Source organism: Neobacillus sp. S1227, assembly GCF_055385255.1.
Map to the genome: position 1 here is coordinate 4031930 of NZ_AP038276.1, position 16534 is coordinate 4048463.

Annotated in this window: 19 protein-coding genes; 6 read left to right on the top strand and 13 right to left on the bottom strand. The window is 38.9% G+C overall.

Features of this window, described 5'->3' with window-relative positions:
* Positions 1-107 precede the first annotated feature (107 nt).
* Genes ACZ5AE_RS20170 through ACZ5AE_RS20180 form a run of 3 tightly spaced genes read right to left on the bottom strand, consistent with a single transcriptional unit; the run spans position 108 to position 2835 of the window.
* Positions 108-587 carry a glutathione peroxidase gene (locus ACZ5AE_RS20170; protein WP_464566361.1) on the bottom strand — a complete coding sequence of 160 codons (480 nt, stop codon included), beginning with the start codon at positions 585-587 and terminating at the stop codon, positions 108-110.
* Positions 588-601: 14 nt separating this feature from the next.
* Positions 602-1135 (bottom strand): hypothetical protein, encoded by a 534-nt coding sequence (locus ACZ5AE_RS20175; RefSeq protein ID WP_464566362.1) that lies wholly within the window; start codon positions 1133-1135, stop codon positions 602-604.
* 17 nt (positions 1136-1152) lie between these two features.
* Complete coding sequence (locus tag ACZ5AE_RS20180; RefSeq protein WP_464566363.1) at positions 1153-2835, bottom strand: formate--tetrahydrofolate ligase; 1683 nt, start codon at positions 2833-2835, stop codon at positions 1153-1155.
* A 228-nt stretch (positions 2836-3063) separates the two neighbouring features.
* On the opposite strand from ACZ5AE_RS20180, the gene metA reads away from it, so the two are divergent.
* Together metA and ACZ5AE_RS20190 are read left to right on the top strand one after the other, a co-directional pair.
* Entirely contained in the window at positions 3064-3972 is a 909-nt protein-coding gene (gene metA / locus ACZ5AE_RS20185; RefSeq protein WP_464566364.1) for a homoserine O-acetyltransferase MetA, read from the top strand.
* A gap of 36 nt (positions 3973-4008) precedes the next feature.
* Positions 4009-4257: a DUF3892 domain-containing protein gene (locus ACZ5AE_RS20190; RefSeq protein ID WP_464566365.1), complete on the top strand. Its 249-nt coding sequence runs from the start codon at positions 4009-4011 to the stop codon at positions 4255-4257.
* Positions 4258-4366: 109 nt separating this feature from the next.
* Here ACZ5AE_RS20190 and mntR read toward each other — a convergent pair whose 3' ends face one another.
* The 3 genes from mntR to ACZ5AE_RS20205 form a co-directional block, all read right to left on the bottom strand.
* Positions 4367-4789 (bottom strand): transcriptional regulator MntR, encoded by a 423-nt coding sequence (gene mntR, locus ACZ5AE_RS20195; RefSeq protein WP_464566366.1) that lies wholly within the window; start codon positions 4787-4789, stop codon positions 4367-4369.
* A 94-nt stretch (positions 4790-4883) separates the two neighbouring features.
* Complete coding sequence (locus tag ACZ5AE_RS20200; protein ID WP_464573680.1) at positions 4884-7046, bottom strand: DNA topoisomerase III; 2163 nt, start codon at positions 7044-7046, stop codon at positions 4884-4886.
* A gap of 162 nt (positions 7047-7208) precedes the next feature.
* The gene (locus tag ACZ5AE_RS20205; protein WP_464566367.1) at positions 7209-7472 is read right to left on the bottom strand and encodes a hypothetical protein; all 264 of its coding nucleotides are present in this window, start codon (positions 7470-7472) and stop codon (positions 7209-7211) included.
* A 286-nt stretch (positions 7473-7758) separates the two neighbouring features.
* Here ACZ5AE_RS20205 and cspD point away from each other — a divergent pair, with 286 nt between their 5' ends.
* Complete coding sequence (cspD, locus tag ACZ5AE_RS20210; RefSeq protein ID WP_023627628.1) at positions 7759-7959, top strand: cold-shock protein CspD; 201 nt, start codon at positions 7759-7761, stop codon at positions 7957-7959.
* Between the two features lie 43 nt (positions 7960-8002).
* Here the strand turns inward: cspD and ACZ5AE_RS20215 are convergent, their stop codons facing one another.
* Positions 8003-8290 (bottom strand): zinc-finger domain-containing protein, encoded by a 288-nt coding sequence (locus tag ACZ5AE_RS20215; RefSeq protein ID WP_464566368.1) that lies wholly within the window; start codon positions 8288-8290, stop codon positions 8003-8005.
* On the bottom strand, positions 8211-8867 hold the full coding sequence (locus ACZ5AE_RS20220; RefSeq protein ID WP_464566369.1) for a reverse transcriptase-like protein: 657 nt from the start codon (positions 8865-8867) through the stop codon (positions 8211-8213). Before ACZ5AE_RS20220 ends, ACZ5AE_RS20215 begins: the two co-directional genes overlap by 80 nt.
* A gap of 176 nt (positions 8868-9043) precedes the next feature.
* Here ACZ5AE_RS20220 and ACZ5AE_RS20225 point away from each other — a divergent pair, with 176 nt between their 5' ends.
* Positions 9044-9964, top strand: a complete 921-nt coding sequence (locus ACZ5AE_RS20225) for a DMT family transporter (protein ID WP_464573681.1) — start codon at positions 9044-9046, stop codon at positions 9962-9964.
* Positions 9965-10074: 110 nt separating this feature from the next.
* Here ACZ5AE_RS20225 and ACZ5AE_RS20230 read toward each other — a convergent pair whose 3' ends face one another.
* Both ACZ5AE_RS20230 and ACZ5AE_RS20235 read right to left on the bottom strand, forming a co-directional pair.
* Positions 10075-10344 (bottom strand): DUF6123 family protein, encoded by a 270-nt coding sequence (locus ACZ5AE_RS20230; RefSeq protein WP_464566370.1) that lies wholly within the window; start codon positions 10342-10344, stop codon positions 10075-10077.
* Between the two features lie 41 nt (positions 10345-10385).
* Positions 10386-10877 (bottom strand): divergent PAP2 family protein, encoded by a 492-nt coding sequence (locus tag ACZ5AE_RS20235; protein ID WP_464566371.1) that lies wholly within the window; start codon positions 10875-10877, stop codon positions 10386-10388.
* Positions 10878-10962: 85 nt separating this feature from the next.
* On the opposite strand from ACZ5AE_RS20235, the gene sspL reads away from it, so the two are divergent.
* Positions 10963-11103, top strand: a complete 141-nt coding sequence (gene sspL, locus ACZ5AE_RS20240; RefSeq protein WP_213120425.1) for a small, acid-soluble spore protein L — start codon at positions 10963-10965, stop codon at positions 11101-11103.
* 45 nt (positions 11104-11148) lie between these two features.
* On the opposite strand, the gene ACZ5AE_RS20245 is transcribed toward sspL, so the two are convergent.
* On the bottom strand, positions 11149-12231 hold the full coding sequence (locus tag ACZ5AE_RS20245) for a YheC/YheD family protein (protein WP_464566372.1): 1083 nt from the start codon (positions 12229-12231) through the stop codon (positions 11149-11151).
* Positions 12232-12367: 136 nt separating this feature from the next.
* On the opposite strand from ACZ5AE_RS20245, the gene ACZ5AE_RS20250 reads away from it, so the two are divergent.
* Positions 12368-13534: a glycosyltransferase family 4 protein gene (locus ACZ5AE_RS20250; RefSeq protein WP_464566373.1), complete on the top strand. Its 1167-nt coding sequence runs from the start codon at positions 12368-12370 to the stop codon at positions 13532-13534.
* 18 nt (positions 13535-13552) lie between these two features.
* Here the strand turns inward: ACZ5AE_RS20250 and ACZ5AE_RS20255 are convergent, their stop codons facing one another.
* Both ACZ5AE_RS20255 and ACZ5AE_RS20260 read right to left on the bottom strand, forming a co-directional pair.
* The gene (locus ACZ5AE_RS20255) at positions 13553-15871 is read right to left on the bottom strand and encodes a YheC/YheD family endospore coat-associated protein (protein ID WP_464566374.1); all 2319 of its coding nucleotides are present in this window, start codon (positions 15869-15871) and stop codon (positions 13553-13555) included.
* A gap of 85 nt (positions 15872-15956) precedes the next feature.
* Positions 15957-16532: a serine/threonine protein kinase gene (locus ACZ5AE_RS20260; protein ID WP_464566375.1), complete on the bottom strand. Its 576-nt coding sequence runs from the start codon at positions 16530-16532 to the stop codon at positions 15957-15959.
* Positions 16533-16534: the final 2 nt, after the last annotated feature.

Below are 16534 nucleotides of genomic sequence, written 5' to 3' on the forward strand. Positions count from 1 at the left end.
CCCTTGATTTAATAATTAGTACCTACTACTAATAGTAACTGTAATTCGAAATATTGTAAATAATGATAATGCCTAAAAAAACAAACCGGCAAAATGCCGGCTTGTCATTAGCTGAGTAGTGCTTCAATATCTTTAGCTATTTCACTTGGCTTTACGGTCGGTGCAAATCGTTTTACAACATTTCCCTTTTTGTCAATAAGAAATTTCGTAAAGTTCCACTTGACTGTATTAAATCCCAAGATTCCCGGTGTTTGCTTTCTAATATGGACGAATAGCGGGTGAGCGTATACGCCATTTACATCGACCTTTGCAAACATCGGAAAGTTGACGCCGTAATTTAATTCGCAAAAGGATTTAATTTCCGCTTCGGTCCCAGGCTCCTGACTCATAAACTGATTGCACGGAAAACCAAGAACAGAAAAACCCTTTTCTTTATACGCTTCATAAAGTCCTTGAAGCTCCCGATACTGAGGTGTAAAACCGCACTTGCTAGCAGTGTTGACAATGAGCAGAACCTTCCCGTCAAATTGCTTTAGTGATATTTCCTCTCCATCTATGTCTTGTACCTTAAACTGATAGATCGACATCCCATTCTCCCCCTTTAGCTGCCACTTCCGTACTCCTCAAGTTGTTGCAAAGTGGCAATCATAAATTCTGTCATCTCAGCAATGTCCTCCATTTGCTCCTCTTTGACAATCCTCTCAAAGTCAACGGAAATGACGAGGCTGATATTTTTTGACTTTTCTAAAGGGTTATATTCAACAGACTGGGTGATTTTCCTTGTTTTCCCCCAAATATTTTGGAAAATTTTATTAATCGAAGAATAATCACAATGATTATCTGTCATTTCAAGTAAAAATTGCAGCCTGACATAACAGCCAGCATGCTTTTCGGAGAGAGATTCAGGGAGCAGTTCTGCCGCCAAATTACGAAGCTTTGCTTCCAGCTCCATTTTTGCCGAAATGGGTGCGCTGCTATTAGGCAAAACAAAGCTGATCGTAAACAAGCGGGACATTTTCGCCAGATTTAGCCAATCGTCCCTGTCAGTAATCACGATTTCACCGCTGATATCCAAATCATAAAGGGCGCCTTCGATAACGACTTTTATGTTATCAAAGGCTGTTGGATCAAACATAATGCGCTTCGACTCCTTTAGAATAGACCTACTGCATTCCCATTTTCATCTATATCCATATTCAAGGCAGCAGGTTTTTTTGGCAGTCCTGGCATTGTCATAACCTCACCGGTTAAAGCAACGATAAATCCTGCACCTATTGATGGTTTAAATTCCCTTACCGTAACGGTAAAATCTGATGGTCTGCCAAGCTTTGCTGGATCGTCCGATAGGGAATACTGCGTTTTCGCCATACAAACCGCTAAGTAGGACCAGCCATTTTTTTCAAAATCCTGCATTTGTTTTTTCGCTTTCGGCGAGAACTCGACATCCTTGCCGCCGTAAACCTTTTGGACTATTGTTCTTATCTTCTTATCAATCGGGTCTGCCATGTCATATAAAGGGTGGAAATTGTTTTTCTCCTTACTGATAACAGACAAAAGGGTATTAGCCAGTTTGATTCCGCCTTCGCCTCCCTTTTCCCAAACCTCTGTCAAAGCTGCGGAGACGTTTTCCCGTTTGCACCATTCTAGTAGTGTCTGAATTTCAAGGTCGGTATCTGTGATAAATTTATTTACGGCAACAACAACCGGCAGCCCAAAGCTTTTAATGGTTTCAATATGTTTTTGCAAATTGGCAAAACCAAGTGTCAGCGCCGGAATATTTTCCTCTGCTAAATCCTGCTTCGCCATACCGCCATGCATTTTTAAAGCCCGAATGGTAGCCACGATCACAACAGCCTCAGGTTTAATCCCGGCTGTTCTGGATTTGATATGTAGAAACTTTTCCGCTCCCAAATCGGCTCCAAAACCGGCTTCCGTGACCACATAATCTGCTAATTTTGCTGCAGTCATTGTCGCGATCACACTGTTACAGCCATGTGCGATATTCGCAAAAGGACCGCCGTGGACCAGGGCCGGCGAATGTTCAATCGTTTGGACAAGGTTTGGTTTTACCGCATCTTTTAATAATAAAGTCAATGCCCCTGATACCCCTAAATCACCAACCGTTACCGGTTCCTTATTGTAATTATAGGCGACTACAATTCTCGCTAACCGTGATTTCAAGTCTTTTATATCTGCAGCTAAACATAATACAGCCATGATTTCTGAAGCAACCGTAATGTCAAAGCCATCCTCCCTTGGCATTCCCTGAAGTGGTCCGCCAAGACCTACAATAACTTTCCGGAGGGCTCGGTCATTTAAATCTACCGCTCGTTTCCATACAATTCTGCGCGGATCAATATTAAGATTATTTCCTTGCTGAAGATGGTTATCAATAAACGCAGCAAGGGCGTTGTTTGCCGTCGTTATAGCATGAAGGTCGCCGGTGAAATGCAGGTTTATATCCTCCATTGGGAGAACTTGAGCATAGCCTCCTCCTGCTGCCCCTCCTTTTATGCCCATCGTCGGACCCAAGGAAGGCTCCCGTATCGCAATTATCGCTTTTTTGCCAATCCGGTTCAAAGCATCTCCCAATCCAACAGTGACCGTCGATTTCCCTTCACCGGCAGGGGTTGGACTAATCGCAGTTACGAGAATAATTTTCCCGCTTTCTTTTGTTTTTAATTTGGCAAGTGCATCGGTAGAAAGCTTTGCTTTATATTTGCCATACAGTTCAAGATCATCTTCTACAAGTCCCAGCCTATTTGCAACATCTACAATCGGCAGCATTTTTGAGCCTTGAGCAATTTCAATGTCCGATTTTACACGAATTTCCATTGCCAATTCAATCCCCCGCATTCTGTATATTTAATGAGTAACTACCTTTAAATTGTATCAAAAAGGTGTCTTCATTCCGACAGATAATTATGAACAAATTATTATCTTTTCTGAAATTAGAATAATGTTTATAATAGAATTATCAAATTTTACAAATATTCATTGATTTCTTTTACAAACCATTGTATTAATGAATATAACTTTTTTAATTGTTAAGGAGATGGTCATTTGCCTATTAACATTCCGAAACTTCTTCCAGCCCGGGAAGTTTTAGACCAGGAAAACATTTTTATCATGGACGATGAGCGGGCGACGAGCCAAGATATCCGGCCATTAAACATTTTAATCTTAAATTTAATGCCAGAAAAAGAAAAAGCGGAAACGCAGCTGCTAAGGCTATTGGGAAACTCTCCGCTGCAGGTTAATGTCAAATTTCTAAAAACATCCTCGTATGAATCCACCCATACGAGCAAGCAGCATTTAGAGATGTTTTATACAACTTTCTCTGAAGTCAAGAATCAAAAGTTTGATGGGATGATTATTACTGGCGCTCCTGTCGAGTTATTAGAGTTCGAACAGGTTAAATATTGGTCGGAATTAACCACTATCATGGATTGGACCAAAACCAATATTACCTCGACACTACATATTTGCTGGGGAGCACAAGCAGCGCTTTTCCATCATTATGGAATTGGTAAATTCGAGCTTACACGGAAATGCTCCGGCATTTATTCCCATCGAATTTTTGAACAAAATGATATTTTATTACGGGGCTTTGATGATCAATTCTATGCACCGCACTCACGCTATACGGATGTTTCAATTGAGGCCATCAAAAGCAACCCTCAGTTAAAATTATTAGCTGCTTCCGAGGATGCAGGCGCATTATTAATCGCCTCAACAGACCGAAAGCATGTCATGATTACCGGCCATTTAGAATATGAATCCGATACATTAGCACAGGAATATGACAGAGACTTATCTAAGGGCCTCGAAATTCACATGCCGGAAAATTATTTTCCGAATAACGACCCGACCCAGCCGCCAATCAATCGCTGGCGCTCTCACGGCCATTTATTCTTTACCAACTGGCTCAATTATTATGTTTATCAGGAAACCCCATTTTTTTGGGGATAAAGCATCGGGATTTCCCGATGTTTTTTTTTGATTCTTATGACCAAAATAGAGGTGGAAAAGGAGGGAAATACAATAGAATCCATTGTCGGACTTCACCGCAATTATTTTGGGGAAATTATTAGTTTTATTACCTCTGAGGGTCGGGTAATATCGTATCGGAAAGCATTACTCGAAGCAGAGAGCGGATTACTAGCAGGCATACAAATGCAGGATGATGGAAACGGAAATGCCTATTTAAGCCCTGCTGAGGCTGAAAGTTTTGACCAATATCCAAACCTGTTTTAAATGAAAACTCGCCGAATGACGGGTCCGATAGGACGGTTCATGAAGCGAGTTTGAATTTATACTTCCCAAATAGCTAAAAGAGGCAGTCATTTGACTGCCTCTTTTTTCATTATTCATTCTCATTTAATTTCTGAATTTCTCTTAAGGCGTCTATCCGTTTTTCGTCTTCTTCAAAAAACTGGACCAAATCCCCGATCCGATCGATGGAATCCCAGCTCAAATGATGCTCAATTCCTTCCACATCCTTATAGATGTTTTCCTCTTTTACGCCAATGATTTTAAGGAATTGCTCAAGCAAATCATGGCGGAAGACTAGCCGTTTGCCAATTTTATTCCCCTTTGTTGTTAAGCTGAAACCTCTATATTTTTCATACACCAAATACTCATCTTTATCGAGCTTTTGAACCATTTTTGTTACCGAGGAGGGATGAACGGACAATGCTTCGGCAATATCGGAAACCCTGGCATACCCCTTTTCTTCTATCAAATTATAAATTTGTTCAATATAATCTTCCATACTGGGTGTTGGCATCCGATACCCTCCATTAAACAGAATCACCTAAAAGTTTACTATAGAAAAATAAGAGTGACAAGATTCTTTAACACACTAACTCTTTAACCAAACGTTAAATAGTTGCGTTTTCAAATATAAATTTCACTCGGTTTTCCTTTTCATCTAGATACAGTCTGGCATTAAAGGTTTTCTCATTATTGGTAAAACCTTCAATGACCTCGGTTTTTCCTTCTGTCAAAAGCAGCTTTATATTTTTCTGCGTAATATTTTTCCCAAGAATTTTTTTCGAAATCGTAAAGTTACACTTATTTTTTTGATAGTTCGTACAGCCGTAAAAACTTCCTTTGTCGACCATTGAACCATTACATTTCTTACATGGTCCAAGCTTAGTCTGAGTTTTCTTTGCTCCCCGCTTACCTGGTGTGAAATTTTCACTTAGTTCCTTAGAAAACGACCAATTAACCGCCTGATCAACCCCGGTCGTAATTAAGTAGTGAACCATCTTTTTCGTTTGCTCCATAAATTGTTTTGGGGAGGCTGAGCCCTCTGAAATTTCCTTCAACTTCTGCTCCCATTTTGCGGTCATTTCCGGCGATGCGAGAATTTCCTTGCCGACCGCCTCAATGAGAATTTTAGCTTTTGCCGTTGCGTAAACCAGATTTTTTTTAACCTCGATATATGCCCTGTCTTTGAGCATGGTGATAATGCCGGCCCTCGTCGCCTCTGTTCCAAGCCCTTCGGTCTTGGTCAGAATTTTCTCCAGCTCTTTATCCTCAATATGCTTGCCGGCAGTCTTCATCAGTGTAATCAGCTGTCCTTCAGTATATCGCTTCGGAGGCTGTGTCTGGCTTTCCTTCACCTCTACTTTGATCATTTTGCCTTGTTCCCCTTTTGACAGCGCAGGCAGCGACGGCTCGTCATCCTGTTCCTTTTGATTAATGACTTTCCTCCAGCCCTCATCAATTTGAACTTTTCCCTTCGAGACAAACTTTGCCCGCCCATCTACTAACGTAATGACGGTCGTATATTCAAAAATGGCCTTTTGATAATGGGCAGCAATTAAACTTTTAACCACTAGGTCATATAGTTTTTGTTCATCAGCGGATAACTTTTCAATACTCGGTATTTGTTCAGTCGGAATAACCGCATAGTGGTCTGTCACTTTTTTCTCGTTTACATACCTTTTATTCTCTGCAATCGAATCAACAGGTAATGGGAAAAAGCCTTGATAGTCTTTTAGATGGCTTAATTTTTTTAGAATATCGGGGAAATTGGCTGCTTCCTCTTTCGTCACATACCGAGAATCTGAACGAGGGTAAGATACATATCCTTTTTGGTAAAGCTGCTGGAGAACATCCAAAGTCTTTTTCGGTGAAAATTTATAACGTTTATTGGCATCAGCTTGCAACGCGGATAGGTTATAGAGAAGAGGCGGTAAAAAATCCTTCCGCTCACATTGAACATCGTCGACTTCCGCGTTCTTCCCCCGGCAAAATGCTGCTACCTTTTCTGCCATTTCTTTGGTGTTCACACGTGTTTCGCCGTCGTTTTGCCATTTGCCCGTGTACTTTTTTTCATTTATCAAAAATTGTGCTGCCACTTCCCAAAACGGTTCAGATTTAAAATTTTCAATCTGTAATTCCCTCTTAACAATCAATGCTAGCGTAGGTGTTTGTACTCTGCCGACCGAAAAAACATCTGAAAAGCCCTGTTTCTGAAGGAGCAGGCTGTACAGCCTTGAAGCATTCATTCCCACTACCCAGTCTGCACAGGCCCGGGTATAGGCTTCAAAATAAAGATTTCGGGTGTCTGTTTCTTCCAACAATTTTTTAAAGCCTTCACGTATTGAATTAGGGGTAAGAGAAGATATCCATAGTCTTTTCATCGGTTTACGGCAATTTGTCAGCCTTAAAATATTGCGGATAATCAGTTCCCCTTCTCTTCCTGCGTCACCGGCATGGATTATATCCGTCACTTGCGGGTCAGAAACCAACTTTTTTATCACAGCAAATTGCTTGGCTTTATCCTTCGTCACTTCATACTCAAAATGCTCTGGTATAATCGGCAGATTCGTTAAGGACCACTTTTTCCATTCCGGCTGATATTTCTCCGGTTGAACCAATTGACAAATATGCCCAATGGCCCAAGTCACATAGCCTCCAGCAGGAAAAAGCTCGTTCGGAAAAATTTCAATAAAACCATTTTGTCTTTTATGTTTAAAGATGGATGCAAGGGTAGAGCCTTGATCAGGTTTTTCGGCAATGATTAGATACATCATAATTACTCCCTTTTGTTTAAACATCTCCGCCTATCATTTTACATCTATTGCTCTTCCCCGTATAGTTTGTACACGAAAATTCCACACACAAAAAACCCCCTTCAGATTAGAAAAGATCTGAAAGGGTTTTTATGATTATATTTCCCTGATTTGTTTAACTCAGCCCTCCTGACTATACCAATTCTCTTCCGGTATGATATTTGATACGGTTAAGATAAGTGAGGGCATTCGTTCTACATCAAATATAATAGCGCCTATTTTCTTCGTAAACATGATAAAGGCGCTGCCATGTGGAAATTTTCCAAGCTCCTCCCCGATATGGAGCAACGACATAATAATAGCTTGTTTTTCAGCTTCTTCAATCGAAACCTGCGGAGAGAACCGTAATATCCATTCCTCGCCCTCAATTGAAAATCGAAACACTACATCCCCACCCCAGCATGGAAAAGTTATTACTTTAACATATTGAAGAAAAGATTGTTTTATGTCCATTAGCAAAAAAGTTAGCAGGTTTCTTCAGTTAAAAAACATTTAGATTTTTGAGGAAAAACCTTCCGCCCTTTCTTGACTGTCCATATTTGTTATTGTATATTTAAAGCATCATGAAATCGAATACATTTGCTTATGCTCATGTTTTCATTCCATGATAATATTTATTCTTTGGCACCATGTTTGAGGGTGTTCTGAAAGGCTTAGGAGGAAGAAGTACATGCAAAATGGTAAAGTAAAATGGTTCAACAACGAAAAGGGCTTCGGATTTATCGAAGTTGAAGGCGGCGACGATGTATTCGTACACTTCAGCGCAATCCAAGGCGACGGCTATAAATCTTTAGAAGAAGGCCAAGAAGTTTCTTTCGAAATCGTTGAAGGAAACCGCGGACCTCAAGCGGCTAATGTTGTTAAATTATAATCAATCATAAATGTTGAAAGGCTGACTGTATTGTCAGCCTTTTTTACGTCAGCTTTTTTCCATATTCCTGAATTTTTTGCCCAATGGTACATTGTGAAATGCAAAACCGGTGGGCTGTTCTCCGGCCCCCTTCTCTTTTTAATTGCCGATGTACAAAACAGCCTTCACAGTATTCATTCAGCAAATGTTCCACTTGAGTAAAAAGCGCTTTTCTGACTGATTCTTTCACAAAGATTAGACACCCCGCTCCATTATAGAATAATCGTTTTTGCAAAGATATTTTTTCCTTCCAACGCTTGAGTTGCAAGCTTATCAGCTTCTTTATTGTCATTTCGTGGAATCGCTGTGTATTTTGGATAAATGCCAAGTTGCTTAATTTTTTCCTCGATCCGATCCAGCCAACGGTTCAAGTTTTCTTCATAACAAGGCCATTCACCTTCCAGCTGTTTTAAAACGACCTGGGAGTCACCTTTAAATTCACATGATTGATGCTGTACTCCGAGATCTTCTAAAATATTGAGTGCAAAATAAAAAGCGGCATACTCTGCCTCGTTGTTTGTATCCAGTTCATCAAAAAGTTCATTGGCGCGGATACGATACTTCTTTTTTCCTTGCTGAAAAAAAATAACTGCCCCAAGACCAGCCTGATTAGTTTCCTTGTGAAATCCGCCATCAAAATAAACGGTTATTTCTTGAGGTTCCTCTTCTATTTCTGTCAGCAGCTTTTTCATTTCCTTTAGAATCCAAGATGTCCCTTTTTCATCATAAAAATACAAGTCGACCGCCTTCCCTGACCGCTCGAGCTCTTCCCCAAGCTGGACAGCTGTTTCAGCGGAAGCCCAGTCGGAAGTACATTTCACTTTTTCATTACTTTTTAATTTATGCACCCATTCAAGCTTATATTTCACAGATATTCACCCTTTCTAATTGATTATTATGGTAAATAATGTATCCATCTATATAAATTCATTTATATCATACCCAGATAGACATAGAAAATATTTTCCTGCTACGGAAAGGTAATATATGATAAACTTTCAGTTAGATAATAATGGGGAATTTTGATAACGGAGGCACTAGCATCATGAAAAAACCGCTGTTCGCAGACTTAAGCCTGCTTTTAGTGACAATGATTTGGGGAATGACATTTGTTTTGGTGCAAAATGCGATAGACTTTTTAGAGCCATTTGCGTTTAATGGTGTACGCTTCTTTATTGCCGCAGTCTTGCTCATTTTCGCTTTAGTCCTATTTGAAAGAAAGCAGCTTAAACAAATAAATATAAAATTAATTATTTCCGGAGTTTTTATTGGATTTTGGCTCTATTTAGGTTATGTTACGCAAACAATCGGCCTTTTGTATACTACATCGTCGAAAGCCGGTTTTATCACAGGCCTCAGTGTTGTTCTGGTCCCTTTATTTTCGATGTTTTTAATGAAACAAATTCCAGGTAAAAACGCGATTTTTGGTGTTCTTACAGCGACTGTTGGCTTGTTTTTGCTGACCATGACGGATATATCAGCATTAAATATTGGCGATGGATTTGTTTTTGTATGTGCCATCAGCTTTGCGATGCATATTATTCTAACAGGAAAATTTTCAAGCAGCTATCCGACTTTACTTCTAACCGTTATCCAAATCGCAACTGTTGCTATTCTTTCTATTATTTCTTCTTTCATTTTTGAGGATTGGCGGAAGTCATTTCGGGCTGACATTTTATTATCTCAAGATGTTTTGACTGCTTTAGTAATTACCAGTATTTTTGCAACAGCAATTGCTTTCTTTATTCAAACGAACTTTCAAAAGTATACGTCTGCAACAAGGGTTGCCCTTATTTTTGCCATGGAGCCGGTATTTGCAGCCATAACGGGCTATTTCTGGGCGCAGGAACGTTTATCCTCCAGCGCTTTAATTGGCTGCATCCTTATTTTTATGGGAATGGTTTTCGCCGAACTTCCGGCCAAGAAAATCTTCATAATAAGAAAAAACAAAAGTATAGGAAGCTAAATGGAAACTCGCCGATTGGCAGGCACGACAGGACTTGTCCATGAGGCATAGTTGATTTTATGCGCTATTAGCGAAAAAAGAGGCTGACTTTTATTGGTCAGCCTCCTTTTTTAAATTCCCAACAATTCGTGATTCTTCACAAAACTGATGGCGTCTTTTCTGTTGTTTATTTGATTTCGGATAAAGGTTTCCAGTAAGGAAACATAAAAGCTGCCATCAAAGCTTTTCTGTGCTTTTAAGGTCAGTTCAATTGCTGTATTAATGATCTCATCGGAAGCATTTGTGTAATGTTTCCCGAAGTAAATAAAGCCGATTGCATCCTCTTGAAATTGGAAGCCTTTTCCCTTCAAGTAATGCAAATATTCCTCAACCGTCCGCACTGATGATCCAACCCTCTCCCATAAATCTAAAAATATCCCCTTTAAAATCTTAGCTTAAATTTCGACATTTTTCTATCTTTTTCTGTGCATTTATGACCAATTATCCCGACCAATACTCCTAAAAGCGCCCCGCCTAGTACTTCCTCAGGCTGATGTCCCAGGACTTCCTTCAGCTTTTTTGGCGGCTTTTCTTTAAACTCTACACTTTCTTTTTCATTGATTTTGTCGATTAATTCATTCATAGAATTTACTCTTAACGTCAGTTCACCCGTTTGCCTTCGGACTCCTTGGGCATCATACATAACGATTAAGCCATAGATAAGGGACAAAGCAAAATCAATGGTCGGCAATCCCCTTTTTAATGCGATATAGGTGGTTAAAGTAGCGACTCCTGCAGAATGTGAGCTTGGCATTCCACCTGTTCCAAAAAAGACATCCGGCCGCCATTCCTTCTTTTTGAAGAAGTGAATAGGAATTTTCATCCCCTGGGCGAGTCCAATGCTTAAAAGTGCTAAATAAACAGCCTTGTTCATTTGATGATCACCCCTGCCTTTATTGTGAAGAAAGATGAGTTTAATTATTCCGGATGGAGATACTAAAAAAGTGGAGGTGACTTGTATGACCAAAAAGGTAAGCAATAACCGCGGCGCTAAAGCACCTGGTGTAAATCCACAAGGATACGGCCAGGATGCCGAGTTTGCTGAAGAGCCAAAAAGCAAACTGGAAAATAGAGCAAAGAAATCAAATACAAAAATATAAAATGGCAGCAAAAAAAGGCTGTCCATCAGGCAGCCTTTCTTTGTCTTATGAAATTGTCCTTCGGTTCTCCAATAGAAATTTCCCATATTCGATTGGCGTTCTATAGGTTGTTTTCCAAATATCAAGTAATTTGGCATTACGAAAAGTAAGCCGCAAGTCCCTGGCATTGCATTCAATAAGCATTGGAAACCCATCATTTGTTATACCAATATCAAGCCCTATATCAACAAGATCTAATTGATTGCCCAATTCACTTGCAATCATCAGAGATAGTTTTTCAATATCATGATAAACCTGTTCGTATTGAAGATGCGGCAGATTCCCAATAATTTTATCAAGTGGAAAACAAGTCCCTCCCTTAGCAACATTTGTGACAAATCTCCCTTTTTTTGCAACTTTGCCTGCCATTCCGGTAACCTGCCACTCTCCCCGCCTATTTTTTTGGACCGCAACCCGGATATCGAACGGTTTTTGGTGATACTCAGCTAGTGCTATTCTTTCCTGGATAATATATTTTCCATTTGTAATCAATTCAAGTTTTTCATTTATCTCAGACAATGACAACTGTTCCTCCAAGAATAATTTCCCGGCAGGGCGTATGAGTTTCAGCTCTGTTTCGCTCCAGCGTGTTAGTTTCATAATTCTTTTTCCATATGTTCCTCGATTAGGCTTTATGATTAGCTCGTGATGGTGTAAAAGGAGTTTCAATAGGTTTTCTTTCGTTAATTTTGCGGTTTCAGGTAAATGTGGCTTAATAAAACAATTTTCAGCCAAAATTTTATAGACTTTCCATTTGCCGTATTGATTCCATTTGTTAAAAATAACTATTCCCTCTTCCAGCAAACTATTAATTTTCTTTCTTGCAGCTTTTGATCCTTGATAGCCGCGATTATGAATGATAGCTGGTTTAGAAATCGATCTTTGTGTGTATTTTCCACTGTGATTTCTCATTAAAACAGTAATCTTTATCTTGCCAGGCTGTAAATCCTTGAACCGCATAAAACAGGGAATCAAATTATTCTCCCCGCATGCTTCCTCATAGAAAGAAAAAATTCTAGATAGCTTTCCTTTGGCCATTGCACGGTATAGCTTGTTGCTTATTACAATTCCAATAATCTGATTCTCCAACCTTCTTCCCTCCCTTTATTCCCGCTTTGAACAATATATTTTTAAACATTTGCATTTACCTTTAATACTGCCTAGTTTTCAAAAACGAACATATAAATTTAATACTAATGAATTTGAAAAGGAGACGGGATGCTGTATGTCCATGAAACTAAAAATAGCTATCATTACTCCGGGTACTTTTCCGATTCCTTCACCACGTTCAAGCTCAGTTGAAACGGTTGTTGACAGATTAACAGATGCCCTCCAGCACAAAATTAACTTCACCATTTTTGGTAAAAAAACGAAGAAACTACCTAATACTGAAAAGCGTGGCAAGATAACCTATTACCGTTTCCGAAAAAGGAAAAGTTATCTGGAAAGGGTGCTAATAAAACTGGATGACGTAAACCCTGACATCATTCAAATTGAAAACCGCCCTAAATTTGTTCCTATGGTTCGGCAAAAATATAAAAAGACGACAATATGGTTGTCGCTTCACTCGATAAGATATATTACCTTCCCTAGGATAAACAGGGATGAAGTAGTTAAATGTCTGGAACAAGCAGATAAAATTATCGTTCCCAGCCATTTTCTTAAGGAATACATCATCACCAAATTCGGCTGTAAGTCAGAAAAAGTTGTTGTCAATCATTTAGGTGTTGATATTCGTCAATTTCAATCCAAGTGGTTACAGCAGGTTGATGAAATAAATAAATCAATAAAATGTAAATATCAGCTTGCTGACAAAAAAGTCCTATTATTTGTGGGCCGTTTAAAAAGAACCAAGGGCGTTCATAAACTTATAAAAGCCTTGCCTGCTATTATTGAAAAAAAGCCTGATACCGTGCTGATTATTGCGGGGAGTTCCTCATATGGATCAGACAAACAAACAAAATATGTTCGGAATTTGTATGAGTTAGCAAAAGGGCTAACAGATTATATTCGCTTTGTTCCGTTTATCCCCCACACACATATTCATGAGTGGTTTGCCGCTGCCGATATTGTTCTGGTTCCTTCCACCGGAAATGAGGCCTTTGGATTGGTCAATCTTGAGGCAATGGCCTGCGGTATTCCGGTTATTGCATCAAAAAATGGGGGAATCCCCGAGGTTGTTCAGCATGGCAAAACCGGATATTTACTTAATGCCAAAAGGATTGAATATGAAATAAAAGAATACGTGCTTCATTTATTGAATCAGCCCCAACTTTTAAAAGAATTAGGGGAAAATAGTGTTGAAACCGTAAAGCAATTATTTACTTGGGAAAAATGCGCGGAACGGTATTTACAATTGTGCAAAAGCGAAATAAGGAGTAAGGGGGTCTGACCCCCTTGCCCTAGTTTATTAATAATAAATTTTTTTACTATCAATCTTTCTTTTTACAGGCACAAAATCAACTATTTTAAACCCTTGTATTTGAACAGCATAGAAAAGCGGCTGGAATCGAATACTCAAAAAGGTATCGTAATCTAATGTTTTAAATCCTTTAAAGCTGGGAAAAATGTTAGCTTCCAAGAGCCACGGATATCCCTGCTCATCCAAGGCAACATCAATACCAAATTCAGCAAAGTGCTCGTCTCCTTGATCCATTAGGTCACAAAACTTATGGCATAAATTCAGAATACTTCGATGTACCTGCCGGAAAGAAAGGCCTTTTCCCGTTTTCTTAAGGGCCTCTTCCAGTGTCATGGCATTCCCGCCTCTGGCAATGTTCGTCAATTCTTCATTTTCACCAGCCACACGGCATTCAATTCCAGAACATAGCCATCTGTACCGATTATATTTTTGCATCACTACTCTGACATCAAATGAGCGGTTTTGAACTTTTAAAAGTGGGATATAGGTTTGATACAAATAATCATTTTGTAAAATATTCAATTTATTTAATATCCCTTCAAACTCCTGAATGTCCTTGATATGGTGCTGTACTTTTGGGGAGAAGTTATAATCGGACAAAATATATCCAGGACCTTTTTCTGCTGCTTCAAGAATAAAAATCCCCCGGCCTCGGGACAGGCTGACAGGTTTTAAGATGACCTTTTTCTTTTCTACAAGCAGCTCCATTAATTCTCTTGGTTCCTCTAATAAAAAGGTTTCTGGTAAATATTTTTCAATGAGCGGTTCGTTTTTTAGTAAGTAAAGATCTGATTTTTTAAAATGGTAAGAATTGAAAACCTGATTATCCGTCATTTCTACTAATTTTTGTAAATGGGATTTATTTTGGTGGAAATTCCTTCTGTATATGGCAGCGGGAATTGTTGTTGAAGCATACCTCCAGCAATTACCAGTAGGATCATACATCATCCCGTAGGCCACTTTTCTATCCCAATCGATGGAACGAGTAGAAAAAGCGAACACAACCCCACCGAACTGTTTATATGCACCAAGGCGATTCGTAAATTTTTTCATGTAATTTAGGTTATATAGATGGTTTTTTTCCCCTAAAAGCAATCCAATCGTAGGTCCCAAAATGACTTTCTCTTGCACAACCTGAATTTGAAAAATAAGATCTTCAGGAATCCGTAATTTTTCTGCCAATGAATTAGAAATGAATAACTCATGGGGCTCATGGTAAGAATTTTTATCTACGGCCCCTGAATCTTCTTCAAAAAGGAATGACCTGCATTCCTCCTCCTTCACACCGTATTTCATAGCCTCAGGCAGCTTTTTTAACAAAGCGGCAACGGATGAAGGGAATTTCAATACTGGCTCAGAATCTTGAAAAACATTAAGTTTTACCCATAAAGGTCTTAAGGTTCCAACTTGGCTGCGTAATTCCTGACTTCGATGAACGGCTTCATCGTCTTCAGGCAAGGAAATTAGCTTTTCATGTTTCATTTCGGGTTCATCAGAGGAATTTAAAAGTTCACTAGAAAGTTCGATTGGCCAACTGAGCAATTCCTCGTATTTTATTGGGTCCCAAAAAGCGGCATCCTTTACGACTTTTTCAATCGACACGGTAGAATGGATTTTTATGTCTCCCTTTTTGTTTAGAAAAAATCGAAGGCCTAATTCATATATCCCTGGATAATAAAATTGAATCAATTTAAAAATGATGTTGCTTGCGTCATGTATTTTCTTTTTTAGTTGTTCCTGATCCATTTGCATTTGCGGCAGCAGGTGCCAGGCTTCTTCAAATGATTGTAATTGTCCGTTGAAATCTTTTGCGTAAAAAAAAGGGAAGTGCCACGTACTGCGGCATTTTTTTTGGCCAAGAATTGTAAAAATAATGGGGGATTGGATTGGTTCATTCGGGACCGGGACTAAGTTTTTGATATCTTGATCTGAGGAAATTAGTTCCAATAAATGTTTGTTTCTAAGCTTTGCTTTTTCATTGATTACTGTACAATTCTCCTGTCTCGAGAGCTGAAAGATTGTCCGTTTGTGACTCCGTTGATGATAGTGATTTGGGTTGTAGACAATGGAAGGAATGTCCTGATTTCCTAAGTCAATTATTGCACTGTTATGGACCATAAATGCTTTACCCTTACGTTCTTTTACATGTATCTCTTCAATATTAAAAAATAGGACTCTAAGCTTGAATTCTTCTCCTCTTTTACTTAAAAGATCAGCAACGGTTCCTTCTATTTGGATTGTTTTCTTGAGAAGGATACTATTCCATAACCTTTTTGGGAGTATAATACCGATGGAATTTTCATACATTTCCCAGTCACCTACAATTATTTTCAGGTCTTATAAATAATTTATATTCCTGCGGCGCAAAAATAGTTATTACAGAGCAATATCTTTAATTTCTTTTAGAGATCCATTGCTGATAAAGATTCGGTTCAAGCGCTTTTACATGGTTTAAAAACGATGATTTTAAACCAATGTGGTTTAAATCCTTTAATAGTCGAGTTGGTACCTGTCTATTCACCCGAAAAGAATTAACATGATCAATAACTTTAAGGCTGCCGTACTTATCATAAATCGCATGCCTTAAAGCAAAATCAATCCTTGGAAACTGACAGCGAATTTGTTCCTGAATAATATTAAGAATTTGTCTGCAAATTGGTTCTGTTATTTTACCAGACTGTTCGAGCTCCTCCTGTAAGGAAGAACCATTTAAGTACTCCATTAAAATATATTTTTTTCCTATTTCATAGACATTTGGAACAATCGATGATTTTTTGCCTATTTCTTGTAATACAAGAGCATCCCTTGAACAATATATTTTCTTTGAATAAATTTTTACACATTCCTCATCGGATACTTTAAATACTGCGCCCTGCTGTCCTTTTCCAATTAATGGGTAGGAGGTTGGATTTTTCTTGATTATGACTGGTTTACCCGGTGACACAACAATCTGCTTAAAGTCCTCCATCT